Origin of the sequence: Rhodoblastus sp. 17X3 (genome assembly GCF_030056575.1) — a bacterium.
Taxonomy (GTDB): Bacteria; Pseudomonadota; Alphaproteobacteria; order Rhizobiales; family Beijerinckiaceae; genus Rhodoblastus.
This window is the reverse complement of record NZ_JASHHX010000025.1, coordinates 18,594-42,611: the sequence shown is the minus strand read 5'-3', so window position 1 is coordinate 42,611 and position 24,018 is coordinate 18,594. Positions and strand designations below refer to the sequence as shown.

Here is a 24,018-nt window from a genome sequence, read left to right as displayed (position 1 = left end):
GCGTTGGAGCGATCGCTTCTCTTAAACGCCCCCGAAGAACCGCGCCATCACCCGGGCGGTGTAATCGACCATGGGCACGACCCGTGCGTAATTCAATCGGGTGGGTCCGATGACGCCAAGAACGCCGACGATGCGGCGCTGCGAGTCGCGGAACGGCGCCGCAACCATCGACGATCCGGAAAGCGAGAAAAGCTTGTTCTCGGAACCGATGAAAATACGAACGCCCTCGCCGTCTTCGGCCCGCGCCAGCAGGTCGATCACGTCCTTCTTGGTTTCGAGGTCGTCGAACAGCAGGCGAATGCGCTCGATATCGGTCGTGGCCGTGACATCTTCGAGCAGATTGGCCTGACCGCGCACGATGAGATTTTGCGCGGCGCCGTCGGGACCGCCCCAACTCGCGAGGCCGGCGCTGACGAGCCGCGCGGTCAGGGAATCAAGCTCCTCCTGAGCGGCTGCGCGCGACAGTTCGATCTCGCCGCGCACCTGCGTCAGGGTCCGGCCACGAATCCGAGCATTGAGATAATTGCCAGCCTCGATCAATGAGGATGGCGGCAGGTCCGACGGCACCGGCAGGATGCGGTTTTCCACCGACCCGTCTTCCGAGACCAGGATCGCCAAGGCCTTTTCAGCCTCAAGGCGGACGAAATCGACCTGCTTGAGCCGGTTGTTCTCCTTGGTGGTCAGAACAACGCCGGCCCCGCGAGTCAAACCCGAGAGCAAGAGGCCCGCGTCGGCAAGGGCCTCATCCACCGTCTGCTTCCGCGAAGCGGCCAGAATCTGCGTTTCGATCTGGCTGCGCTCCTGATCGGTCAGGTCGCCAATCTGGAGCAGGGAATCGACGAAAAAACGCAGCCCCAGTTCAGTCGGCAAGCGGCCGGCGCTGGTGTGAGGCGAATAGACGAGCCCCAGTTCCTCGAGATCCTGCATGACATTGCGCACGGACGCCGGCGAGAGCGGCATCTGCAGGATGCGCGAAAGTTGGCGCGAGCCGACGGGCTCGCCATGGGCGAGATAGCTTTCGACAATATTCTTGAAGATCTCGCGCGACCTCTCGTTGAGACGCGTCAGCGCCCCGGCGCCCGAGACGGGAAATTCTGGATAAGCAGCCATGAAATGATATTTACGCGCCAATCGCCGGCGCGCAAGCCGCCGCGACGCGGAAAGCGCAATTACCAAAACCCCGCCGAAATCATCGGCGGGGCCAAAACTTCAGAAAAGAAGAGCTGTCAGGCCTGGGCGGCGAGGGCCGCGACGCGCGCGGTCAGGCGCGAAACCTTGCGCGACGCCGTATTGCGGTGGACAATGCCCTTCTGCGCAGCGCGCATCAGGATCGGCTCGGCGACGGCCAGAGCGGTCTTGGCGGCGACCTGGTCGCCGGCGACAATCGCTTCTTCAACCTTACGGACGAAGGTGCGCATCTTGCTGCGACGCTGGCGATTGACCGTGGTGCGGCGCTCAATTTGACGGACGGCTTTCTTGGCCGATTTGGTGTTCGCCATGATAATCCCCGGACGAAAGCGCGCGCCTCAATTCGGCGGCAGCGCCGTCTAAAAACGATGACGGCGCCTCAAGCAGGCGCCGCGTGTGAAGGGCTTATAAGCGCGAAAGGGGTGATCCGTCAACGCGGGATTTTGGGCGCCCGCTCCGACGAGGTCAACGATTCTTGAAGTTGGCCTGACGCTTTTCGATGAAAGCCGCCATGCCTTCCTTCTGATCATGCGTCGCAAAGGCCGCATGGAAATTCCGCCGCTCGAATTTCACGCCCTCGGTCAAGGTCGATTCATAGGCGGAATTGATGCAATCCTTGATCTGCATGGCGATGGGGAGGGACATGGACGCGATGGACGCCGCCGTCCGCAGCGCCTCCTCCACCAATTGCTCAGCGGGAACAATGCGGGAGACGAGGCCGGAACGCTCGGCCTCCTGCGCGTCCATCATGCGCCCGGTCAGGCACATCTCCATCGCCTTGGCCTTGCCGACGAAGCGCGCCAGCCTCTGTGTTCCGCCAGCGCCCGGGAGAATGCCCAGCTTCACTTCCGGCTGGCCGAATTTCGCATTTTCGGCGGCCAGGATGAAGTCGCACATCATCGCCAGTTCGCATCCGCCGCCGAGCGCGAACCCCGCGACCGCCGCGATCGCCGGCTTGCGGAAGAAGGAAAGCCTTTCCCAGCTGCGAATGGAATCGCTCAGATAGGCGTCCATATAGGTCAGCGATTGCAGTTCCTTGATGTCCGCGCCGGCGGCGAAGGCCTTTTCCGACCCCGTCAAGACCAGCGCCCCGATCGCCGGATCATTCTCGAACGTGACGAGAACCGCGTTGAGCTCCTGGATCAGGGCGGAATTCAGGGCGTTCAACGCCTTGGGGCGATTGAGCCGGATCAGCCCGACCGAGCCGTGGATTTCGACGATGATGTTTTCAAAGGTCATGAATCACCCTTCCGGCTCCGTCGCCAAATGGTTAACGGAGCCGGGCCGGATTGAAAAGGGACGCCCTCAGAGGCCTTCGAACAGCGCCGTCGAGAGGTAGCGCTCGGCGAAAGAGGGAATGATGATGACGATGTTCTTGCCTTCCGAGCTTGGACGGGCCGCCACCTGAAGCGCAGCCGCGACAGCCGCGCCCGAGGAAATGCCGACCGGCACGCCCTCGATCCGGGCGACCTGGCGGGCCGTCTCGATCGCCGTGGCGCTGTCGATCGTCACGACTTCGTCGATGACCGCGCGATCCAGCACAGCGGGGACGAAACCGGCGCCGATGCCCTGAATCTTGTGCGGACCCGGCTGTCCGCCGGAAAGAACCGGCGATTCCACGGGCTCGACCGCGATGATCTTCACGCCGGGTTTGCGCGCCTTGAGCACTTCGCCGACGCCGGTGATGGTGCCGCCCGTGCCGACGCCAGAAATGATGATGTCGACCTCGCCATTGGTGTCGTTCCAGATTTCTTCGGCGGTGGTGCGGCGGTGAATCTCCGGATTGGCGGGGTTTTCGAACTGCGCCGGCGTGATGCCGCCCGGCGTCGAGGCGACCAGTTCCGCCGCCTTCGCGATCGCGCCCTTCATGCCCTGCGCCGCCGGCGTGAGCACGAGTTCGGCACCAAGCAGCGCCAGCATCTTGCGCCGCTCGATCGACATCGACTCCGGCATGACAAGCTGCAGCTTGTAGCCGCGCGCCGCGGCGACGAAAGCCAAAGCGATACCCGTATTGCCCGAGGTTGGCTCGATCAGCACGGACTTGCCGGGCGTAATCTTGCCCTGCGCTTCGAGCGTGTCGATCATGGAAACGCCGATACGATCCTTGACCGAGGCGATCGGATTGAAAAACTCGAGTTTGGCGAGCAGCTTGCCCTTGACGCCGCGCGCCGCCGCGATGCGATCGAACCGCACCAGAGGCGTGTCGCCGATGGTCTGCGTGATGGAATCGTAGATCTTCCCGCGTCCCGGCTTTTTCGCCGATGTTCCCGGGCTGGTGGCGTTCGTCATCACTTTGCTCCCTGTCGGCGTCTCTGTTCGCCGCGGTCAAAATAACAAACCTGATATATGCTGTCGACTAAAGCTCTGCCCAAAGAAGCCGCATGGCTTGTCGTGTTTACGACGATCCGGACTCCCGCCCGGTGGAGCCAAAACCGCCGCCGCCGCGCGCTGTATCCGAAAGCGCCTCGGCCACGGTTAGATGGGCCCGGACCACCGGAGCGACCACCAGTTGCGCGATCCGGTCGCCGCGCGAGATTTCAAAGGGCCGGTCTCCATGATTAATGAGAATGACGCCCACTTCGCCGCGGTAATCGCAGTCGATCGTGCCCGGCGTATTCAGCACCGTCACGCCATGTTTCAGGGCGAGGCCTGAGCGCGGACGCACCTGGGCCTCGAAGCCCTGGGGAAGCTCCAGCACGAGGCCGGTCGGCGCCAGGGTTCGCGCGCCGGGCGGCAGGATCACGGGCGCGTCGACCGGAACGGCGGCGACGAGATCGAAGCCGGCCGCGCCCTCGCTCTGATAGGCTGGAAGCGGCAGACCTTCGCCATGCGGCAAGCGCTTGATCCTGATATCCACCTCAAAACCCTTCGCGCTGCGCCAGAATTTCTACGAGATGTTCGACCAGCATCACCGCCGCCGCATCCTTGTCCAGCTTCGGCCACGACGTCACGCCTTCCGCCGTGACGATGACCATTGTGTTCTCGTCGCCCCCCATCACGCCGCTCGCGGGGCTGACGTCATTGGCCACGATCAGATCGCATCCCTTGCGCGCGAGCTTTCGCCGCGCATGTTCGACCAGCTTTTCGGTCTCCGCGGCGAAGCCGACCACCAAACCGGGCCTGCCGTTTTGAAGTTGCGACACCTTGGCGAGAATGTCGGGGTTCTCCACCAGCTTCAAATCCGGCGGCCCTTTTTTCCCCTTCTTGATCTTTTCCGCATGGTCGCCGGCAATTCGCCAATCGGCTACGGCCGCGGCCGCGATGAAAATATCGCAAGGAAGGGCCGCGTCCACGGCGGCGGCCATTTCCCGCGCCGTTTCGACGCGGATGACGGGCACGCCTTCCGGAGGCGGAATCGTCACCGGCCCCGAAACGAGAATGACATCCGCGCCTGCCGCCCGGGCCGCGCGCGCGACCGCATAGCCCTGCTTGCCAGAGGACCTGTTGGCGATATAGCGAACCGGGTCGATCGGCTCATGGGTCGGCCCCGCCGTGATGACGATTTTTTTCCCGGCGAGCGGGCCGCGCGGCTCGGGCGCGCCAGCCAGATAGGCTCGAATCGCGGCGAAAATTTCCTCCGGCTCCGCCATGCGGCCGAAACCCGTTTCGCCGCAGGCCATGGCGCCCTCGTTCGGGCCCACGAACCTCATGCCGTCGGCGCGCAATTGCGCGTGATTGCGCCGGGTGGCGGGATGCTCCCACATGCGCCAGTTCATCGCCGGCGCGGCGAGCGCGGGCTTGTTCGACGCCAGCAGCAGCGTCGAAGCGAGATCGTTCGCCAGCCCGTTCGCCGCCTTGGCAAGCAGATCGGCGGTCGCGGGCGCGATCACGATCAGATCGGCCTGCCGGCTCAATTCAATATGGCCCATTTCCGTTTCGTCGGTTAGCGAGAACAGGTCTTCAAAAACCTTCTCGCCGCTCAGGCTGGCCAGAGACAGCGGCGTCACGAATTGCGCCCCCGCCTTGGTCAGCACCGTTCGCACCTGAATCTCGGCGCCGCGCAGCAGGCGGATCAGCTCCAGACTCTTGTAAGCGGCGATGCCGCCGCCGACGATCAGCAGGACGGACGGATGGTCGGTGAGCGTCGTCATGGCCGCGCGTCCTCAACGCAAGAGCAGGACAATGATGATGACACAGGCGAAGGCGAAACCGTATCGCCACAGCCGATGGCTGGCCGCATTGGCTCGCCCGATCGCTTTGACCGTCTCGGGCGCCAGCGCCAGTCCGCCTTCGGCCATGATCTCCAGTTTTTCGGCGATCCGGCCGGCGCGCGCGATCATCTCGGGAGTGTGGGCCGCGACGCGGGCCAGCGCCGCGAGACTTTCGCCGGCGTCGGCGATCTTGCCGCGCGGCCCGAGATTGTCCTCGATCCAGCTCCGCACCACCGGCTCGGCCGTGGACCACATGTCCAGACGCGGATCGAGCGAGCGCGCGACGCCCTCCACGACGACCATGGTCTTTTGCAGCATGACGAGCTCGATGCGCGTGTGCATGTCGAACAGCGCCGTGATTTCAAACAGCAGCGTCAGCAGCTTGGCCATCGAGATTTCATCGGCCCGCCGCGAATGGATCGGCTCGCCGACCGCGCGGATCGCCTGGGCGAAATCCGCGACGCTGTAATGCGCGGGCACATAGCCCGCCTCGAAATGAACTTCCGCCACGCGCCGGTAATCACGGGTTATGAAGCCATAGAGAATCTCGGCCAGGAAGCGTCGCTCCTTGAGCCCCAGCCGGCCCATGATGCCGAAATCCACGGCCGCGAGGCGTCCCCCCGGCGTGAGGAACAAATTGCCTGGATGCATGTCGGCGTGAAAAAAGCCGTCCCGCACGGCATGGCGAAGGAAGGATTGGATCAGGGTGCGCCCGAGACGGGGCAGGTCGGCGCCGGAACGCCGCAAGGCCTCGACATCGGACAGAGCTATGCCCTCGATCCATTCCAGCGTCATGACTTCGCGGGCGCAGCGGTCCCAATCGACCTTCGGCACGAGAAAATCGTCGTCGCCATGGGTGTTTTCAGCAAATTCGGAGGCCGCCGCCGCTTCCAGGCGGAAATCCATCTCGATCTTGACGGAGCGCGCCAGAGTATCGACCACGCCGATCGCATTCAGCCTTTTCGCCTCGTCCGAGAGCCTTTGCGCCTGCCGCGCGGCGAAAAACATGTCGCCAAGGTCGCGACGGAACCGGCGCTCGATGCCGGGACGCAATACTTTGACCGCCACCGGCTTCTCGACGCCGTCCTCGACGACCTTGGCGCGGTGAACCTGCGCGACCGAGGCGGCGGCGACCGGCTCGCTCAATTCCGAAAAACACTCGCCAATGGGCCGTCCGAACGCCTTTTCGATGACAGTCACGGCGATTTCGCGCGGGAACGGCGCCATGCGGTCCTGAAGAGCTTCCAGTTCGCGGGCGACGGCGACGCCGACGACATCGGGCCGCGTGGCGAGCGTCTGACCGAGTTTCACATAGGAAGGACCGAGCCGGGCGATCGCGGGGGCCAATCTGGCCATGCCGCCGTCGCGGCGGGCGACCAGCCCCGCGAACCAAAGCGCCGGCCGCGCCTCGACGGGCAAAGCCGCAGCGTCGACGCCGGAAAATACGCCCTCTCGCGCCAGAATGAAGCCGGCGCGCGCGAGGCGAAGGACATGTCCGATGGTGGCGAACACCGAAGAGGCTCGATTCGTTACAATTTCCAGCCGGAATGGATGGCGACGACTCCGCCGGTGAGGCGGGTGAAGCCCACACGCTGAAAACCGGCCTTTTCAATCATGGCCGCGAAATCTTCCGGGGCGGGAAACTGGCGGATGGACTCCACCAGATAGCGATAGGGCTCCGCCTCGCCGGTGACCAGCCGGCCAATCGCCGGGATCACCGAAAAGGAATAGGATTCGTAAATCCTGGCGAGCGCGGGCGCCTCGACATGGGAGAATTCGAGGCACAGGAAGCGCCCACCGCGCTTGAGGACGCGAAAAGCTTCGGCCAGCGCCTTGTCGATGCGCGGGACGTTGCGAATGCCAAAGGCGATCGTATAAGCGTCGAATTCCGCATCGGGGAAGGGCAATTCCTCGGCATTGGCCTCGACGAAGGTCAATTGCCGAGCCAAGCCGTTCTTCTCGGCCCGTTCGCGTCCGACGCCAAGCATGTCGGGATTGATGTCGAGGACCGTGACGTCCGTCTTCGGCCCGCCGGCGCGCGCGACGCGGAAGGCGATGTCGCCAGTTCCGCCCGCGACATCGAGATGCTTGAAGGGCGAGCGCTTTGACGGCTGGACCTTGGCGACGAAGACGTCCTTCCAGACGCGATGCAATCCTCCCGACATCAGATCGTTCATCACGTCATAGCGATGCGCGACCTTGTGAAAGACATCGTCAACGAGAGTCTGCTTGTCGTCGAGGCGCACCTCCGCATAGCCGAAATGCGTCCGCGCGGCGGCGTCGTGGTCCGGCGCCGGGTCTGACGGGTGCGCGTCCTGCATGAATTCCACTCCCAGAAACGAGCGGACCATAGCGCGGCCGCTCCAGCATGGCTATCTATCTCGTCAAGCGTGGGAAATGAAGGGGAAGACATGCCGGAATTGCCGGAGGTGGAGACTGTCCGCAGGGGCCTCGCGCCGACGCTCGTGGGAGCCCGCATTGCCCGGGTCGAATTGCGCCGTCCCGACCTGCGTTTTCCCTTCCCGCCCGATTTCGCGAAGCTCTTGCAGGGCCGGCGCATTCTCGGCCTTGAACGCCGCGCGAAATATCTCATCGCGTCGCTTGATGACGGGGCTGCGCTCATCGCCCATCTCGGCATGAGCGGCTCGTTTCGCATCGAGGGGCAGGGTGAGCCTCCGGGCGCTTTCGCCCTCCCGCGCTCGAAAAACCCGGCCCATGACCATGTCGTCATTCATCTGGGCGAAGCTTCCGTCGTCTATAACGATCCGCGGCGGTTCGGCTTCATGACGCTGGCCGCAGCGGGGACGCTGGAATCCCATCCCTTTTTTGCGGAACTGGGCGTCGAGCCTCTTTCCAACAGCTTCAACGCCGAAACGCTCGCGCAGCTTTTCGCCGGACGGAAAACCTCGCTCAAGGCGGCCCTGCTCGACCAGAAGCTGATCGCCGGTCTCGGCAACATCTATGTCTGCGAAGCGTTGCATCGCGCGGGGCTCGCGCCCGACCGGCCCGCAGGCGACGTGGTCGGGAAGGCCGGCGCGCCGGGAAAGGCCGCCGAAAGACTCGCCCGATCCATCCGCGATGTTTTGGAGGAAGCGGTGCTGGCGGGCGGATCGTCGCTGCGCGACCATCGGCAAGCGGATGGCTCGCTCGGCTATTTTCAGCACAATTTTCGTGTTTACAACCGCGTCGGAGAGGCTTGTCCCACGCCGGCATGCAGAGGGATAATCGAACGGCGGGTGCAAAATGGCCGCTCGACTTTTTTCTGCCCGAAATGCCAGAAGTGAACGACGGGAGCGCGCGTTTGGCCAAGGGAGCGCGGCTGGTCAAGAAGGCGATGGGCTTCGACGCCTTGTTCAAGGCTTTCCGCCGCAGCGATACGGCTGAAGTCGGCGCCATTGACATCGCCCATCAGGATCAGATCTTCAAGATCGCGCTCAAGCGAAACGGCGCGGCGCGGCGCTTCACGCTCCGCGTGCGCGGGGCGACCGGCGACATCGTGCTGACCATGCCCACGCGCGCCAGCCTCGATCAGGCGCGGGACTTCGCGCAGGCCCATGCCGGATGGCTGGCGAGCCGGGTCGCGCGCCTGCCACAGCGCGCCCTTATCCTTCCGGGCGCGAAATTGCCGCTGCGCGGCGTCGACCATGTGCTCCGACATTGCCCGAGGCCGAGCGTGCGGCGCGGACCGGCCTGGATCGAGGACATCGACGGCGTCTTATATCTTTGCGCGACCGGCGAAATCGCCCATTTCGAGCGCCGGGTCATCGCATTCCTTCGGGAAGAGGCGCGCCGCGACCTCGAAAGCGCCGTCCGCCTTCACGCAGCGAAGAGCGGCCGCCGGCCGATCAGCCTGACGCTTCGGGACACATCGAGCCGCTGGGGTTCATGTTCGTCCAAGGGCGCCCTGAATTTCTCCTGGCGGCTGATTCTCGCGCCGCCCTTCGTTCTGGATTATCTCGCCGCCCACGAAACGGCCCATCTCAGCCATCACGACCATTCGGATTCATTCTGGGCTTTGACGAAAAGCCTTTGCCCGCAAACGGCGAAGGCCGAAGCCTGGCTGAAGGCTTATGGCGCCCAATTGCACCGCTATGGCGGAAAAGCGGGCGAGACGAAGCGTCCTAGCGCCGGATGAAGCTCAGATAGACCGGGCGGCGTCCTTCGCGCAGCGCCTTGGCTTCATAGCGCGTGCCGGGCCAGCCTGCCCAGGGATGGATCCAGTCTTCCACGCTGCGCGCCGGCCAGATGAAATCGGGCGACCGCAGAATTCGGGCGAACGTCCATCCCGCATAATCGTCAATATCGGTCGCGAAGCGCAATTCGGCCCCCGGACGCATGACACGGGCGAGACGGGCCAGCAGGGCGTCGGAAACGAAGCGCCGCTCCTTGTGGCGGCGCTTTGGCCAGGGATCCGGGTAAAGAAGGCAGACGCCTGACAGGCTTTTGTCCGGCAGCGCGTCGATCAGGTCGCCGGCGTCGCCCGGATGAATCCGAATATTGGCAAGGGCGCGCGTCTCAACTTCGACGAGCAGTTTCGCGACGCCGTTGACAAAGGGCTCGCAGCCGATATAGCCGCGCTCCGGATGCGTCTGGGCGTCGGAGGCGAGGTGTTCGCCGCCGCCGAAGCCGATTTCTAGCCGCAGGTCGTTCTTGCGATCCGGAAAAAGCCCGTCCGGATCGTCGAGGCGCTGAGAAAGATCGATCTGAAGCTGCGGCAGCAGGTTTTCGACCAGGCCCGCCTGATAGGGCCGCAGGGTCTTGCCCTTGCGCCTGCCGTAAAGGCCCGCGTCGCGACGAGCGCGACGCGGCTGTTCCAATTCAACCGAGTTCATCAGGAGCCGATTTCAGGCGAAATGCGCTTTGAGCTTGTCGACCAGATCGGTCTTTTCCCAGGTGAATCCGCCATCCGCATCGGGCGCGCGGCCGAAATGGCCATAGGCCGAGGTCCGCGCATAGATCGGGCGATTGAGGTGAAGATGCTCGCGAATGCCGCGCGGCGACAGCCGAACGATCTTGAACAGCACTTCCTCCAGCGCCGCCTCATCGACCTTGGCGGTGCCATGCGCGTCGACATAGATCGACAACGGGTCGGTGACGCCAATCGCATAGGAGAGCTGGATGGTGACCCGATCGGCAAGTCCCGCCGCGACGACGTTCTTGGCGAGATAGCGCGCCGCGTAGGCGGCGGAGCGGTCCACCTTGGTCGGATCCTTGCCCGAAAACGCGCCGCCGCCATGGGGCGCCGCGCCGCCGTAAGTGTCGACGATGATCTTGCGCCCGGTCAGGCCCGTGTCGCCGTCCGGTCCGCCGATCACGAACTTGCCCGTCGGATTGACGTGCCAGACGGTGGCGTCCGAGACCCAGCCCTTCGGCAAGGCGGCGACAATATAGGGCTCAACGATCTTGCGAACGTCTTCGGACGTCAGGTCCTCATCGACATGCTGGGTCGAAAGCACGATCTGGGTCACGCCGACCGGCTTGCCGCCGACATATTTCACCGTCACTTGGCTCTTGGCGTCGGGGCCGAGCTTGATCGCGTCGCCTTCGCCCGATTTGCGAGCCTTGGCGAGAGATTCGAGAATCTTGTGCGCATAATGAAGGGGCGCCGGCATGAGATCGACCGTCTCGTTGGAGGCGTAGCCAAACATGATGCCCTGGTCGCCAGCGCCTTCATCCTTGTTGCCGGCGGAATCCACGCCCTGGGCGATATCTGCCGATTGCGCATGAAGCAGGATTTCAATTTCCGCGGTGTCCCAATGGAACCCGGTCTGCTCGTAACCAATGTCCTTGATCGCCTCGCGAGCAGCGTCCTCGATCTGCTTGTGCGAAATCGCGGGCCCGCGCACTTCGCCGGCGATGACCACGCGATTCGTCGTCACGAGGGTTTCAGCCGCGACGCGGATCTGGAATGGATCGATCCCGGCCTTTTCGCCTTCGCGATAAAAAAGATCGACGATCTCGTCGGAAATCCGGTCTGCGACCTTGTCCGGATGCCCCTCGGACACGGATTCGCTTGTAAACAGAAAATCGCTGCGGGCCACGAACGCTCTCCAAATTCAAGACGGGGGCCGAATTGCGGACGGCGCCCTGGCTGGGATTCCATTCCGCCTTCAGCCTTCCGCACTTCGCGGAACAGCGCCCCGGCCTCATGACGGGGCCCGGCTGGCCAAAGGCGCGTTGCACGAAAAGGGAAGAAAGCGCGCAACTTCACTGCGCAAAATCCCTTGCACGCCGTTTCGGCAACGCATGAACAGCCAACCATTACAAAGTTGGCGTTCGTTTCGTCAAGCGATTTGAGTTGTTTTGTTCGATATAACGAACGCTCCGAGTTTCGCCCTAAGACTGAAACAGGGCTTACCCGGCGTTTTCGGCCTCGGCGAGTACGGTCACGAGATCCACGATTCTCTTGCGAACCTTGGGGTCCGACAGGCGGGCGAAAGCCCGGTTGAGGCTCAGGCCTTCGGCGGTCATCACGAAATCGCTGACCTTGTTTTCTTCCGCGCCAGCCTCGGCGAATCCGCCCTGAACGGCGCCGTCCGAGGTTGGGGCGCCCTTGAAGAAATAGGCCAGCGGCGTACTCAGCGCGTCCGAAATCTGCTGCAGGCGGCTGGCGCTGATCCGGTTCGCGCCCTTCTCATATTTCTGAATTTGCTGGAAGGTCAGCCCCAGGGCTTCGCCGAGCTTTTCCTGGCTCATGCCGATGAGCATCCGGCGCATGCGAACCCGCGCGCCGACATGTCTGTCGATGGGATTTGGGACTTTTGTCACGGAGATACGAGCCTGTAGGATTGCAACCCTAGTTTGCAACGGCGGCTGACCTAAAGTCAAATCCTGCGAGGGCGAATAAAGGCGCCGACGAGGACAAAAATCCACAAGATGAACGGGGCGACATAGGGATATTTTGAGAACAATGTTGATGGAAGCGCTTTGGGCAGCCCTCCGTCAACGACCGCCTCGACCCCGAGCGGGGCCATGGCGACTGTCCTGCCGTAAGGATCGAGAATAGCTGAAATACCGGTATTCGCCGCCCGAATCATCGGCAGGCCTTGTTCAATCGTCCGAAGCCTCGACTGGGCGAAATGCTGGTAGGGACCGGATGTGATTCCAAACCAGCCGTCATTGGTGACATTCAGCATCACGCCGGGGCGCAAAGGCGCGGAACTGATCCGATCCGCTATTTCATAGGGAAAAATCGACTCGTAACAGACCATCGGCAAGACGGGAGGCAGACCCGGCGCGGTCAGGAAGCGGGACGACTGGCCGGAATTGAAACCGCCTGGAATTGCGACGAACTGGGAAATCCCGAGGCGCGCGAGCAGGCCGGTGAAGGGCAGGTATTCGCCGAAGGGGACAAGGTGCCTCTTGTCGTAGCTTTCCTTGACCTCGCCGCCGAAAATGACCTGGACCGCATTGAAATATTGAGTCTTGCGGCCTTCGCCCTCGGCGCGTGCGGCGCCCGTGAAAAGGACCGCGTTCTGAAGCCGCGCCGCCAGCAGGGAAAGCGCCGCTCCGTCCCGGGAAAGAATGAAAGGAAAGGAGGATTCGGGCCAGAACAGATGAGTAACGTCGCCCACGCCGCTGGTCTGGGGCGAGGTCGCGCGATCCGACAGGCTGATATAATGGTCCAGCAGATGATCACGGCGATCGGCGCGAAAATCCTCCAGCGGAACATTTGGTTGCACGATCCGGATTTTAACGCCCCTGACCTCGCCCGGCGACGCCCACAAACGCAACGATCCGAACAGGGCGACGCCCGCCAGGAGAGCAAGCGCCGCGATCGGAACCGTCTTGCGGCCTTCGCCTGCCAGCAGCGCGGGCGAGGAGAAAATCAGGACCGAAAGGATCGTCAGGCCGGAAAGGCCCCAGATCGAAGCGGTCTGGGCAAGAACGAGGTTCCCGCCGAGAACCATCCCGAAATCGTTCCAGGGAAAGCCGGAGAGAACGAAGCCGCGCAGCCATTCGGCCGCGCTCAGGCCCGCTGCGAGCGCAAAGACCCGCGCCGGCCCGGCGGACCACAGCAGCCACGCGAAGACAAAGCCCAAAGCGGTGAAAACAGCCAGAACAGCCGGCAGGCCGAGGACGCCGAGAGGCAGGGCCCAGGCGAAACGATCGGCTTCGGCCAGGAAGGCTGCGCCCAGCCACCACAGGCCCGCGACAAAATAGCCGAAACCGAGCCACCAGCCCGCGCCAGCAGCCCGTCGGAGCCCCGACCAGAACGACTCGGCCCCGGACCCGTCTATCAGCCAGACGGCGAGCGTCATCGGCACGAAAAAGGCCGGGAGAAACCCGACCGGGGCCAAAGCCAAGGCGCCGAACGCGCCGCCGCCAAAGGCGATCAGACGCCGACGCCAGGATTCGGCAAGGATTACGCGCTGGGCAAGTGCAAACATCGGGCGTTCCCGGCAGGGGGCGATCCGGCGACGCCGCACGGCGAAGTTCGCCGGATCGACGCGGATCAAAAAACGAACGGGATTCTAGTTCGGCGATCGCGGGTATGCGAACCTCAGGCCGCGCCGAAGTTCAACTTTCCCCCAAGAAAGCGCGGGCGTGGCTTGATCCCGCGCGGAATTCATTCGGGCGCAGGTTCGGGCGCGGCGGCCGATTTCTCGTCGATGAGGCGCAGCTTCAGCCGCTTCACCCGCCGGGGGTCGGCGTCGAGGATGTCGAATTCGAAATCCCGGGCCGGACTGGCCACGACTTCGCCGCGAATCGGCACGCGCCCCGCGAAGGCCGCCGCTAGGCCGCCCAAGGTGTCGACGTCTTCATGTGCGCCATGCGCCGACAGATTCAGCCCTGTGCGTTCTGACGCCTCCTCGAGGCCGACGCGCGCATCGGCTATAAAGACGCCCGGCGCGACCAATTCGATTTTTGGGCTTTCATCGAGATCATGCTCGTCTTCGATATCGCCAACGATCATCTCGACAATGTCCTCGATTGAAACCAGGCCGTCGGTTCCGCCATATTCGTCGATCACCAGCGCCATATGCGTGCGGGTCGCCTGCATTTTGACGAGAAGGTCCAGGGCCGGCATGGATGGCGGCGCAAACAGGACGGGACGCAAGATGCCCGCCGTCTCAAGCGAGACGCTGAGATCGACCGGCATGAGCAGGGCGTTTTCGCTCGCCACGGGCTCCGCCGAACTGTCGGGCGCCGGCGCTCCGTTTGATCTGGCCCGGCGCTGCGCCAGGCTTTTCTCGGCCGCCGCGGCGACGAAATCGACAAAATCCCTGATGTGAACCATGCCGCGGGGATCGTCGAGCGTCTCGCCGATAACGGGAAAACGCGAATGGCCGGCGGTCCGAAAGGTCGCCAGCACGGCTGCGAGCGACGCTTCGATCGGAACGGACAGTATATCGGCGCGCGGCACCATGACATCGCTGACCCTGACCTCATGCAGACCGAGCACATTCTTGAGCATGGTCCGTTCTTGAGGGCTGAAATCGCCCGCAATCGAGGCGTCGTCCAGCGCGTCCTCGATATCGTCGCGGATTGACGCTCCGCTCAGCCCGAACAAAGATCTCAGCCGTTCAAGGACGGAGCCGCTCTGTTTGCCGGGACTTCGCTCGACAGAAGGGTTTTCCTCAATGTCCCGCTCAGGCGCGCCCATTGACGTCGGTCTCTCTCTGGTTGTCTTCGCGATAAGGGTCTTCAACGCCTAGGGCCTGAAGAATCCGGATTTCCGTCGCTTCCATTTCTTCGGCTTCCACGGATTCTTCATGATCATAGCCCAGAAGATGCAGAAATCCGTGGACGATCATGTGACGGCAATGATGTTCGAGCGATTTGCCCTGCTCCTGCGCTTCCCGGGCGATCGTCTCGAAGGCCAGCGCGATGTCGCCAAGGAATTGCGCCTTGTCCAGGGGGTCCGGGCCGGGAAAGGACAGTACATTGGTCGGCTGGTCCTTGCCCCGAAACTGACGGTTGAGCTCCCGGATGCGCGCATCGTCGCAAAACAGGAAGCTGACCTCGGCGCCTTCCCGGACGTCTTCTCCGGTTTCATTCAGGACCGCTTGCAGGCTTTCAGCGAGAAGGCCGTCGATGTTCGGCAGATTCTCCCACTGGGGGCATTCCACCGCGGCTCCTATGGTCAGCCTCATGGCGACCAATCCTTGTCGATCGGCGAAGGCGGCAAAGGCCTCTCCCGTTCGCGCCGCGTCGCCGCCTCATAGGCGCCGACAATCCGACGCACGAGATCGTGCCGCACGACGTCCTCCTCGGTAAAGGTCACATGGCCGACGCCTTCGAGCCCCGACAGCAGCGATATCGCCTCGCTCAGGCCGGACCTCTGGCCCGGAGGAAGATCGGTCTGGGTCGGATCGCCCGTGACGATCATCCGCGAGCCCTCGCCGAGACGCGTAAGGAACATTTTCATCTGCATCGACGTGGCGTTCTGCGCCTCGTCCAGCAAAACGCAGGCGTTCGTCAGCGTGCGCCCGCGCATGAACGCCAGCGGAGCGACCTCGATCATCCCCGTCTGCATGCCGCGCTCCACCATGCGCGGGTCCATGAAATCCTGCAGGGCGTCATAGATGGGGCGAAGATAGGGATCGACCTTTTCGCGCATGTCGCCCGGCAGGAATCCCAACCTCTCGCCGGCTTCGACCGCCGGCCGGGACAGGATCAGCCGCTCCACCACCCCCTGTTCGAGTAGCGAAACCGCATGGCCGACGGCGAGCCAGGTCTTGCCCGTCCCGGCAGGACCTGCCGCGAAAACGAGCTCGAAACGCCGCAACTCCCGGATATAAAGGTCCTGCGCCGCGGTCCGCGCCCTCACCGAACCCTTCTTGCGCGTCGCGATCTGCTCGAAGGTCGAGCGCGGGCTTGGCGCCTCCTTGGGAAAAAGATTGCCTTGAAGGGCGCATTCCTGAATCGCCCCATCGACGTCGCCCATGGTCGCCAGCTGGCCGCTGCGGGCGCGATCGCACAGGATCTGCAACACCCGGCGCGCATGGCCGGCGGCCTCGGCCGGCCCCTTGATGGCGACATGATTGCCATTGGTGTTCAGAACGACATTCAGCCGGCGCTCGATGCGGGCGAGGTTCTGATCATACTGGCCGAAAACCAGCGAAGCCGTCCGATTGTCGTCAAGCGTCAGCGCCAGTTCGACAGATCCGTCTGCGTTCTGCTCGGCTTTCCCGAACGCGCCATCGGCAAGAGCCATGCTCAGATTTCCCCTCCGGCGCGAAATTGCGAGCTCGCGCCCTCCACGAGACCGCCGAACAATGAATTCGTGCCGCAATCGACGATTTCGACCAGCGCGGTCTCGCCGATCAGAGCGTCCGGACCGTCGACCTGAACAGGCTGGAGATAAGGCGACTTCCCCGCGATCTGCCCCGGACGCCGGCCCGTCTTTTCGAAAAGAACTTCGATCCTGCGCCCGACCATCGAGGCGTTAAAGGCGTGGCGCTGGGCCTCGACCACCTCCGAAAGGCGCGCAAGCCGCTCCGATTTGATCTCTTCAGGAATCTGGTCGTCCAGATCGGCGCCCGGCGTCCCGGCCCGCGCCGAATATTTGAAGAAGAAGGTCGAGGCGAATCCGACTTCATGAGCAAGCGCCAGCGTGGCCTTGAAATCCTCTTCCGTCTCGCCGGGAAAGCCGACGATGAAATCCGACGACAGGGCGATGTCGGGCCGCGCCGCGCGAATACGCTCGACGAGACGCATATAATCGTCGGCTTTGTGCTTCCGGTTCATGGCGTCGAGGATCCGATCCGATCCCGACTGCACCGGGAGATGCAGGAAGGGCATGAGGATCGGCATATCGCGATGCGCGCGGATCAGGTCGTCAGCCATGTCATTCGGATGGCTGGTCATGTAGCGCAGCCGCGCGAGGCCATTGATCCGGGCGAGGCGCTCGATCAATTTCGCCAAGGACCAATCGCCGCCGTCTTCGCCAATTCCATGATAGCCATTGACGTTCTGTCCGAGCAGCGTGATTTCGCGGACGCCGGAGCGCGCCAGATGTTCCGCTTCCGCAACGATCTTGCCCACGTCGCGCGAGGTTTCCGCGCCACGCGTATAGGGAACGACGCAGAAGGAGCAGAATTTGTCGCATCCTTCCTGAACGGTCAGGAAGGATGAAACGCCGCGTTGGCGGATCTTCTCTTCGGAGGGCTTGGTCAGGTGGTCGAACTTGTCCTCGACAGGAAAATCCGTGTCGATCACCGGGCCGTGGGCCGCCTGCCGCAACATTTCGGGCAAGCGATGGTAACTCTGCGGCCCAACCACAAGATCGACCGCGCGTTGCTTGCGCAGGATTTCCCCGCCCTCGGCCTGCGCGACGCAACCGGCGACCGCGATCTGCAGCGTCTTGCCTTCCGCCTTGCGGGCTTCCTTCAGGACGCGCAGTTTTCCCAGCTCCGAAAAGACCTTGTCGGAGGCTTTTTCGCGGATATGGCAGGTGTTCAGAACGACAAGGTCGGCGTCCTCGACGTCGCTGGTTTCGACAAAGCCTTCCGGCGCAAGCACATCGGCCATGCGCGCCGCATCATAGGCGTTCATCTGGCAGCCGTAGGATTTGACGAGAAGCTTTCGGCCTTGGGGCTGCGCGGTCTCGGCTTCGGCGCGCGCGATATCGGGATCAGGCTGCAAAATTGAAATGGTCCCTCCGGGACGGATCTGGAGTCTTTTCACCAATAACCGATTTTGCGGCCGCCGATAAGAAAGCGCGCGTATTTTTTGGTTCAGGCCTGCAATTTGGCGATCTGGGTCTCGGCGAGCGCCCGGACCCTCGTCTCCGTCTCGAGAGCCACGGCCTTGCGGTCGCTCTCCGGCGCGAAGGTCAGAGGCGCGCCAAAAGCGATGACGCAATCAACCGGGGCGTTCTTCAGCAGCAGCCAGATATGCGGCGCAAGGTCGGCGTCGCCGAACCAGGCGAGGGCCCGGCGACCGGTCTCATCGAGCGGCTCGCCGCGCGCATGAGTATAAGTGATCGCCGCAGGCTGCACCGTCACCGCGGATATTTCCGGAAATAGCCGAAACACATCGCGCGCCGCCGCGAAATGCGAGGGCTTGAAGCTGAGGACGCCGGCGCCGTCGGTGGACGTGCCCTCGCCGAACAGCAGGACGTCCTCCCCGGCCACCATCTTTTCCGCCATCGCCGCGTTGACGCGCGGCACCTCGGTTCGGCTGTCACGACGCACGAAAATCGTATCCTGGACGCGGGCGAAAGCGCCGAGCAAAGGCCAGCCCGAGACTTCGCTCTTGGCGACGAAGCAGGGCGTTTCCCGGCTGGCCAGCGCCAGAATATCGCTCCAGGAGACATGATTGGCGACGATCATGCGCGGCTTCGGGCCAAGCTCATTGCCCTCGAACCGGACCCGCAGACCGAGCAGCGCGCAGATCGTGCGCGCGAAAAATGGCGGGATCTCGCGTGACAAGGCCCAGCCCCGGCGGCGCGCAAATCGCTGCAGCGGCACGCCGATGAGATAGAAGCCGCCGAGGGCGAAGATCAGGAGAGCTGCGCGGATATAGGGCATGGCCGCCGGTTAGGCAGAAGCGGTGACGGATTTATGACGAAGACGGGCGGCGGGATGTTCATCAAAGAATGCGCCGCATGATCAGGGCGTCGCCGCGCCCGCCGTCCGACTTTGCGTAATAATTCTTGCGCCGTCCCTCGACGGAAAAGCCGTAGCGGCGATAGAGCGCAAGAGCGGCCGCATTGCCTTCCTCGACCTCGAGAAAGACTTTGGCGACGCCCAGCGCGGCCAGGCGCGCCAGATGCGCGGCAAGCAGGCGGCGTCCGCAGCCCCTTCGGCGCGCGGAGGAAGCGACGACGACGGTCAGCACCTCCGCTTCATCGGCGGCGCGGCGCGACAGAATGAAACCGGTTATTTTGGCCCCGTCGACGATCCCGTCGCCGAAACAGGCGGAATCGGCCAGCAGGGCCTCGAAGTCGGAGGAAGACCAAGGGTGGGCGAAGCTGGTCGCATGGAGATCGGCGCAGCCTGCCGCATCGGCTGGGCGAAGCAGGCGCGGCGCGGCGTCTTGCATGGCGCCGCGCCAGAAAAAGGGCGGCTTCATGAGGCGACGAGCGGGATCGATGGCCTGGCGCCAGGCTTGACGTCCGGCGCCTTGAGGTAAATCGGCCGCGCGGGGGCGTTGGTGGGATCGGCGACAAGGCCGAGCCTCGCCACCGCGAGAATATCGGGCGCGGGAGAGGCGTCGGCGACATGAATGTCGCCGCCATAAATCGCAGCCTCATCCCGCAACAGGGTTGCGCCTGAGCCGACCGCGCGAATGCGGCCAGCGCCGAGCAGCCGGCAGGCGTCGCGCAAAACGAGAATGCGGGGCGAGGTCAGGATGCGGCCGGCAGGTCCATAGGCCGTGAAAAACACATGGCCATGCCGGGCGTCGATCGCGGCTGCGACGATTCCCTCCGATTCCTCGGACAGGAGCGGCGCCGCGAACGCCGCTAAAGTCGAAACGCCGACCGCCTCGACGCCGCGCGCGAGCGCGATGCCGCGCGCGGCGGCGACGCCGATCCGAATGCCGGTGAACGAGCCGGGGCCGACCGTGACCGCGACGCGATCGATCGAGGCGAACCCGCCCCCGACCTGCGCCATGACGCGCGCCACCATCAGCATCAACGCCTCGGCATGGCCCTTGTCCATCGGGACCGATTCCCGCACCACAGGCTGGCTTTCCCCGGCGTCGAGCACACAAACGGAAACGGCGGGCAAGGCGGTGTCTATGGCGAGTATGCGCATGGGCCTATGGTCTGGCTCGCATCAAAGGGGGCGAAAGTCCGCGACCGCCGCTTCAGACCTGCTCGACCGATTTCACATCGGGCAGGTAATGGCAGAGCAGATTCTGAATGCCGCGCTTCAGGGTCGCCGTCGACGAAGGACAGCCTGAACAGGCGCCCTTCATGTGAAGATAGACGACGCCATCCTTGAACCCGCGGAAAACGATGTCGCCACCATCGTTCGCGACCGCCGGACGCACCTGATTCTCAAGCAGTTCCTTGATGGCTGCGACGGTTTCCGCGTGCTCGGGAGCGAAAAACTCCTTTTGCGACGCGTCCGGCTCCCCAGCGTCCGGGGAAAGGATCGGCCCCCCGGACATGAAATGCTCCATGATCGCGCCGAGGATGGCGGGCTTGAGATGCTGCCATTCGCCGGATGATTTCGTGACCGAGATGAAATCCGGCCCCAGAAACACGCCGCTGACGCCCTCGATCGTGAACAGGGCGCTGGCGAGGGGCGAAATCCTGGCTTCGTCCTGGCTCGCCATGTCACGCGAGCCATTTTCCAGCACGGGTCCGCCCGGCAGGAATTTCAGCGTGGCGGGATTGGGCGTCGATTCCGTTTGAATGAACATGCATGCCTCCGAGATCGTCCGGTTCAAGGCCGGAGATGGAATGGACAGAAGATAATCCTCTGGCGCCGCGATAAAAAGGGCTGATTGGTCCTCACGTCGCAATCAGCGGATCAGACCCAATATGTCCTTGACCTGATTCATGATCGGCCCCGCGATCGCCCGCGCGCGCTGCGAGCCGTCGCGCAGGACCGAATCGATATAGGCGGAGTCCTGTTCAAGGCGCCGCATTTCGGCGCCGATCGGGCCAAGCTTGGCGACGGCGAGATCGACAAGCTGCTGCTTGAAAGCGGAGAACTGCGCGCCGCCGAATTGCTGCAGGACGGCTTCCGTTGTCGAATCATTCAGCGCGGCGTAAATTCCGATCAAATTTTCGGCTTCCGGACGGCCGCTCAAGCCGTCCTTGTCCGTCGGCAAGGGCTCGGGGTCGGTCTTCGCCTTGCGAACCTTTTGCGCGATGGTGTCGGAATCGTCGGAAAGGCTGATGCGCGAATATTCGGACGGGTCCGATTTCGACATTTTCTTCAACCCGTCGCGCAGGTTCATCACGCGCGCCGCCGGCCCCTGGATCAGGGGCTCCGGCAAAGGAAAGAAGCCGCCCTCGTGCCCGTTGGCCGCGATGGATTCGGCAAAGTCATTATTGAATTTCTGGGCGATGTCGCGCGCCAGTTCGATGTGTTGCTTCTGGTCTTCGCCGACCGGCACATGCGTCGCGCGGTAAAGCAGGATGTCCGCCGCCATCAGGGTCGGATAGGCGAACAGGCCGATCGAGGCGTTTTCGCGATCCTTGCCGGCCTTTTCCTTGAACTGGGTCATGCGATTGAGCCAGCCCATGCGGGCGACGCAATTGAAAACCCAGGCCAGCTCCGCGTGTTCCGCGACCTGGCTTTGATTGAAGATGATATTTTTGACCGGATCGACGCCCGAGGCGATATAGGCTGCGGCGATCTTGCGGATCGCGGCGCGCAATTCATTCGGCTCCTGCGGCACGGTGATCGCATGCAGGTCGACGACGCAGAACAGGCACTCATGCGTCTTCTGCAGCGCGACAAACTTGACGATGGCGCCCAGATAGTTGCCGAGATGAAGATTGCCGGTCGGCTGAATTCCGGAAAAGACACGTTCGGGAAAAGGGGTCATCGGCGTCCGGGCGGGAAGAATGGGATCGCCGTCTTATGGCGTCGCGCCATTGCGCTGGCAAGAGGCGGAATTGGCGAAACACCCGCCGATTCCGCCCGATCACAGTATGAATCGGCTCAAATCGACATTGCGCGCCAGGTCGCCGACGCGCTCCTCGACATAGGCGCCGTCGACCGTGACAACCTGTCCGGAATGATCGCCGGCGGTGAAGCTGACCTCATCGAGCACCCGCTCCATGACCGTTTGCAGCCGTCGCGCACCAATATTCTCGACGCTGGAATTGACCTGAACCGCAACCCGGGCCAGAGCGTCGATCGCATCGTCGGTAAAGTCGAGGGTCACGCCTTCGGTCGCCAGCAAGGCGCGATATTGCTTGACCAGACTCGCTTCCGGCTGGGTCAGGATGCATCGGAAATCGTCCTCGTCGAGCGACGACAATTCGACCCGAATCGGCAAACGGCCTTGCAGTTCCGGCAAGAGGTCGGACGGCTTGGCGACGTGAAACGCGCCCGAGGCGATGAACAGGATGTGGTCCGTCTTGACGGAGCCATGCTTGGTCGCGACCGTCGTCCCCTCGATCAAGGGCAGGAGATCGCGCTGGACGCCCTCGCGGGAGACGTCGCCGCTACGGCCGTCCTTGGCGCAGATCTTGTCAATTTCGTCGAGAAAGACGATCCCGTTGTTCTCGACTTCGCGGATCGCCAACCGCACGATCTCATCCTGATCGAGCAGTTTTTCGCTTTCCTCGGCCAGCAGCGGCGCGCGGGCGTCCTTGACCAGCAGTTTCTGCTGCTTGGCGCGCGACGCCTTGCCGAAAATATCGCCAAGCGAAATCGCGCCGACCGAAGCGCCCGGCATGTTCGGAAGATCGAACATCGGCATCGAAGGCCCAGCGGACGTGGCGATCTCGACCTCGATCTCCTTGTCCTCAAGCTCGCCCGCGCGCAATTTCCGCCGAAAGGCGTCCCGGGTGGCCGCGCTCGAATTGGCGCCGACCAGCGCCGTCACGATTCGCTCCTCGGCCGCAAGCTGGGCCCGCGCCTCGACATCCTTTCGCTTGGTCTCCTTGACCAGGGAAATGCCGATCTCGACCAGATCGCGCACGATCTGCTCGACGTCGCGGCCAACATAGCCGACTTCGGTGAATTTGGTCGCCTCGACCTTCAGGAAGGGCGCATTGGCGAGGCGTGCGAGGCGGCGCGCAATCTCGGTCTTGCCGCAGCCCGTCGGCCCCATCATCAGGATGTTCTTGGGCAGAACCTCTTCCCGCATCATCCCTTCGAGCCGTAGCCGCCGCCAGCGATTGCGCAAGGCGATCGCCACAGCGCGTTTCGCGTCTTTCTGGCCGATAATGTAGCGGTCGAGTTCGGATACGATTTCGCGGGGAGAAAGGTCGGTCATGAATCAGGCTCTGGGGCTGGCCAAAATTGCGATCAAAGCGAGTCGACGCTTTCCACGACGATATTCGCATTGGTGTAGACGCAGATTTCCGAGGCGATCTGGAGAGAGCGGCGCGCGATGGCCTCGGCGTCGAGACCGCTGTCGATCAGCGCCCGGCCTGCGGCCAAAGCGTAATTTCCGCCGGAGCCGATGCCCATGACCACGCCGTCAGCGGCCGGTTCCGGCTCCAGCACGTCGCCATTGCCGGTCAGGACAAGGGCCGCGCTCTTGTCGGCGACCAGCATCATGGCTTCGAGCCGACGCAGATAGCGATCGGTGCGCCAATCCTTGGCCAGTTCCACACAGGCGCGCAAAAGCTGGCCCGGATATTGGTCGAGCTTGGCCTCCAGCCTTTCGCAAAGGGTGAAGGCGTCCGCCGTCGCTCCGGCAAAGCCGACAATGACCTGGCCCTTGCCCAGACGCCGGACCTTGCGTGCATTGCCCTTGATAATGGTCTGGCCGAGACTGACCTGGCCATCGCCCGCGATCACGGTCTTGCCGCCCTTGCGCACCAGGATGATCGTCGTCGCATGCATGGAAGGCGGGCCGGAGTGGTCGGTCATCGAAACGTCTCGAATGGGATGCGGGTCGCTTTATCTCGCCAGCGCATCTATTGCGCTCACGCTAATGTTACAAGGCCCCCGGCGACAGAGTGGCGCGCGAGGCGGCGTTTTGCTATGAGCCGTTGCATCCGAGGTCAGAATTTATGCCACGTAAGGGCGAAGGCGCGTTGAAAATCGCGCCACGACCAATATCCTAGCGGAAAAGCGCTCGCCAATCC

Annotated in this window: 25 protein-coding genes; 2 read left to right on the top strand and 23 right to left on the bottom strand. The window is 63.4% G+C overall.

Going from position 1 to position 24,018, the window contains the following annotated elements; translation table 11 throughout:
• Window positions 1-21: 21 nt before the first annotated feature.
• The 8 genes from hrcA to ubiE form a co-directional block, all read right to left on the bottom strand.
• A complete protein-coding gene (hrcA, locus tag QM467_RS17700; protein ID WP_283367663.1) occupies window positions 22-1,110 on the bottom strand; it encodes a heat-inducible transcriptional repressor HrcA in 1,089 nt (362 codons plus the stop codon).
• Between the two features lie 116 nt (window positions 1,111-1,226).
• Entirely contained in the window at window positions 1,227-1,499 is a 273-nt protein-coding gene (rpsT, locus tag QM467_RS17695; RefSeq protein WP_283367662.1) for a 30S ribosomal protein S20, read from the bottom strand.
• 154 nt (window positions 1,500-1,653) lie between these two features.
• Window positions 1,654-2,427: an enoyl-CoA hydratase gene (locus tag QM467_RS17690; RefSeq protein ID WP_283367661.1), complete on the bottom strand. Its 774-nt coding sequence runs from the start codon at window positions 2,425-2,427 to the stop codon at window positions 1,654-1,656.
• Between the two features lie 66 nt (window positions 2,428-2,493).
• Window positions 2,494-3,477: a cysteine synthase A gene (gene cysK, locus QM467_RS17685; RefSeq protein WP_283367660.1), complete on the bottom strand. Its 984-nt coding sequence runs from the start codon at window positions 3,475-3,477 to the stop codon at window positions 2,494-2,496.
• Window positions 3,478-3,583: 106 nt separating this feature from the next.
• The gene (gene dut, locus QM467_RS17680; protein ID WP_283367659.1) at window positions 3,584-4,045 is read right to left on the bottom strand and encodes a dUTP diphosphatase; all 462 of its coding nucleotides are present in this window, start codon (window positions 4,043-4,045) and stop codon (window positions 3,584-3,586) included.
• Window position 4,046: 1 nt separating this feature from the next.
• Complete coding sequence (gene coaBC / locus QM467_RS17675) at window positions 4,047-5,279, bottom strand: bifunctional phosphopantothenoylcysteine decarboxylase/phosphopantothenate--cysteine ligase CoaBC (RefSeq protein ID WP_283367658.1); 1,233 nt, start codon at window positions 5,277-5,279, stop codon at window positions 4,047-4,049.
• A 12-nt stretch (window positions 5,280-5,291) separates the two neighbouring features.
• Window positions 5,292-6,851, bottom strand: a complete 1,560-nt coding sequence (gene ubiB, locus QM467_RS17670) for a 2-polyprenylphenol 6-hydroxylase (protein WP_283367657.1) — start codon at window positions 6,849-6,851, stop codon at window positions 5,292-5,294.
• A gap of 17 nt (window positions 6,852-6,868) precedes the next feature.
• Window positions 6,869-7,660 (bottom strand): bifunctional demethylmenaquinone methyltransferase/2-methoxy-6-polyprenyl-1,4-benzoquinol methylase UbiE, encoded by a 792-nt coding sequence (gene ubiE / locus QM467_RS17665; RefSeq protein WP_283367656.1) that lies wholly within the window; start codon window positions 7,658-7,660, stop codon window positions 6,869-6,871.
• A 90-nt stretch (window positions 7,661-7,750) separates the two neighbouring features.
• Between ubiE and mutM the strand changes: the two genes are divergently transcribed.
• Together mutM and QM467_RS17655 are read left to right on the top strand one after the other, a co-directional pair.
• Window positions 7,751-8,623, top strand: a complete 873-nt coding sequence (mutM, locus tag QM467_RS17660) for a bifunctional DNA-formamidopyrimidine glycosylase/DNA-(apurinic or apyrimidinic site) lyase (RefSeq protein ID WP_283367655.1) — start codon at window positions 7,751-7,753, stop codon at window positions 8,621-8,623.
• A gap of 50 nt (window positions 8,624-8,673) precedes the next feature.
• Complete coding sequence (locus QM467_RS17655; protein ID WP_283367673.1) at window positions 8,674-9,474, top strand: M48 family metallopeptidase; 801 nt, start codon at window positions 8,674-8,676, stop codon at window positions 9,472-9,474.
• On the opposite strand, the gene trmB is transcribed toward QM467_RS17655, so the two are convergent.
• From trmB to hslV, 15 genes are all read right to left on the bottom strand, one after another.
• The gene (trmB, locus tag QM467_RS17650; RefSeq protein WP_283367654.1) at window positions 9,461-10,171 is read right to left on the bottom strand and encodes a tRNA (guanine(46)-N(7))-methyltransferase TrmB; all 711 of its coding nucleotides are present in this window, start codon (window positions 10,169-10,171) and stop codon (window positions 9,461-9,463) included. The genes QM467_RS17655 and trmB overlap by 14 nt on opposite strands.
• Before the next feature lie 12 nt (window positions 10,172-10,183).
• Window positions 10,184-11,380: a methionine adenosyltransferase gene (metK, locus tag QM467_RS17645; protein ID WP_283367653.1), complete on the bottom strand. Its 1,197-nt coding sequence runs from the start codon at window positions 11,378-11,380 to the stop codon at window positions 10,184-10,186.
• A gap of 313 nt (window positions 11,381-11,693) precedes the next feature.
• Window positions 11,694-12,107 (bottom strand): helix-turn-helix domain-containing protein, encoded by a 414-nt coding sequence (locus QM467_RS17640; RefSeq protein ID WP_283367652.1) that lies wholly within the window; start codon window positions 12,105-12,107, stop codon window positions 11,694-11,696.
• 56 nt (window positions 12,108-12,163) lie between these two features.
• Window positions 12,164-13,729, bottom strand: a complete 1,566-nt coding sequence (gene lnt, locus QM467_RS17635; protein WP_283367651.1) for an apolipoprotein N-acyltransferase — start codon at window positions 13,727-13,729, stop codon at window positions 12,164-12,166.
• 179 nt (window positions 13,730-13,908) lie between these two features.
• On the bottom strand, window positions 13,909-14,946 hold the full coding sequence (locus QM467_RS17630; RefSeq protein ID WP_283367650.1) for a hemolysin family protein: 1,038 nt from the start codon (window positions 14,944-14,946) through the stop codon (window positions 13,909-13,911).
• Complete coding sequence (gene ybeY / locus QM467_RS17625) at window positions 14,933-15,436, bottom strand: rRNA maturation RNase YbeY (RefSeq protein WP_283367649.1); 504 nt, start codon at window positions 15,434-15,436, stop codon at window positions 14,933-14,935. The genes QM467_RS17630 and ybeY overlap by 14 nt, the downstream gene beginning before the upstream one ends.
• Window positions 15,433-16,500 (bottom strand): PhoH family protein, encoded by a 1,068-nt coding sequence (locus QM467_RS17620; protein ID WP_283367648.1) that lies wholly within the window; start codon window positions 16,498-16,500, stop codon window positions 15,433-15,435. Before QM467_RS17620 ends, ybeY begins: the two co-directional genes overlap by 4 nt.
• 2 nt (window positions 16,501-16,502) lie before the next feature.
• Window positions 16,503-17,930, bottom strand: a complete 1,428-nt coding sequence (miaB, locus tag QM467_RS17615) for a tRNA (N6-isopentenyl adenosine(37)-C2)-methylthiotransferase MiaB (protein WP_283367647.1) — start codon at window positions 17,928-17,930, stop codon at window positions 16,503-16,505.
• A 92-nt stretch (window positions 17,931-18,022) separates the two neighbouring features.
• On the bottom strand, window positions 18,023-18,817 hold the full coding sequence (locus QM467_RS17610) for a lysophospholipid acyltransferase family protein (protein WP_283367646.1): 795 nt from the start codon (window positions 18,815-18,817) through the stop codon (window positions 18,023-18,025).
• A 61-nt stretch (window positions 18,818-18,878) separates the two neighbouring features.
• Window positions 18,879-19,331: a ribosomal protein S18-alanine N-acetyltransferase gene (gene rimI / locus QM467_RS17605; protein ID WP_283367645.1), complete on the bottom strand. Its 453-nt coding sequence runs from the start codon at window positions 19,329-19,331 to the stop codon at window positions 18,879-18,881.
• 26 nt (window positions 19,332-19,357) lie between these two features.
• The gene (gene tsaB, locus QM467_RS17600; RefSeq protein WP_283367644.1) at window positions 19,358-20,047 is read right to left on the bottom strand and encodes a tRNA (adenosine(37)-N6)-threonylcarbamoyltransferase complex dimerization subunit type 1 TsaB; all 690 of its coding nucleotides are present in this window, start codon (window positions 20,045-20,047) and stop codon (window positions 19,358-19,360) included.
• A 52-nt stretch (window positions 20,048-20,099) separates the two neighbouring features.
• A complete protein-coding gene (locus tag QM467_RS17595) occupies window positions 20,100-20,660 on the bottom strand; it encodes a NifU family protein (RefSeq protein ID WP_283367643.1) in 561 nt (186 codons plus the stop codon).
• A gap of 102 nt (window positions 20,661-20,762) precedes the next feature.
• On the bottom strand, window positions 20,763-21,797 hold the full coding sequence (trpS, locus tag QM467_RS17590; RefSeq protein ID WP_283367642.1) for a tryptophan--tRNA ligase: 1,035 nt from the start codon (window positions 21,795-21,797) through the stop codon (window positions 20,763-20,765).
• Between the two features lie 99 nt (window positions 21,798-21,896).
• Complete coding sequence (gene hslU, locus QM467_RS17585) at window positions 21,897-23,198, bottom strand: ATP-dependent protease ATPase subunit HslU (RefSeq protein ID WP_283367641.1); 1,302 nt, start codon at window positions 23,196-23,198, stop codon at window positions 21,897-21,899.
• A gap of 32 nt (window positions 23,199-23,230) precedes the next feature.
• Window positions 23,231-23,800, bottom strand: a complete 570-nt coding sequence (gene hslV, locus QM467_RS17580) for an ATP-dependent protease subunit HslV (RefSeq protein WP_283367640.1) — start codon at window positions 23,798-23,800, stop codon at window positions 23,231-23,233.
• Window positions 23,801-24,018: the final 218 nt, after the last annotated feature.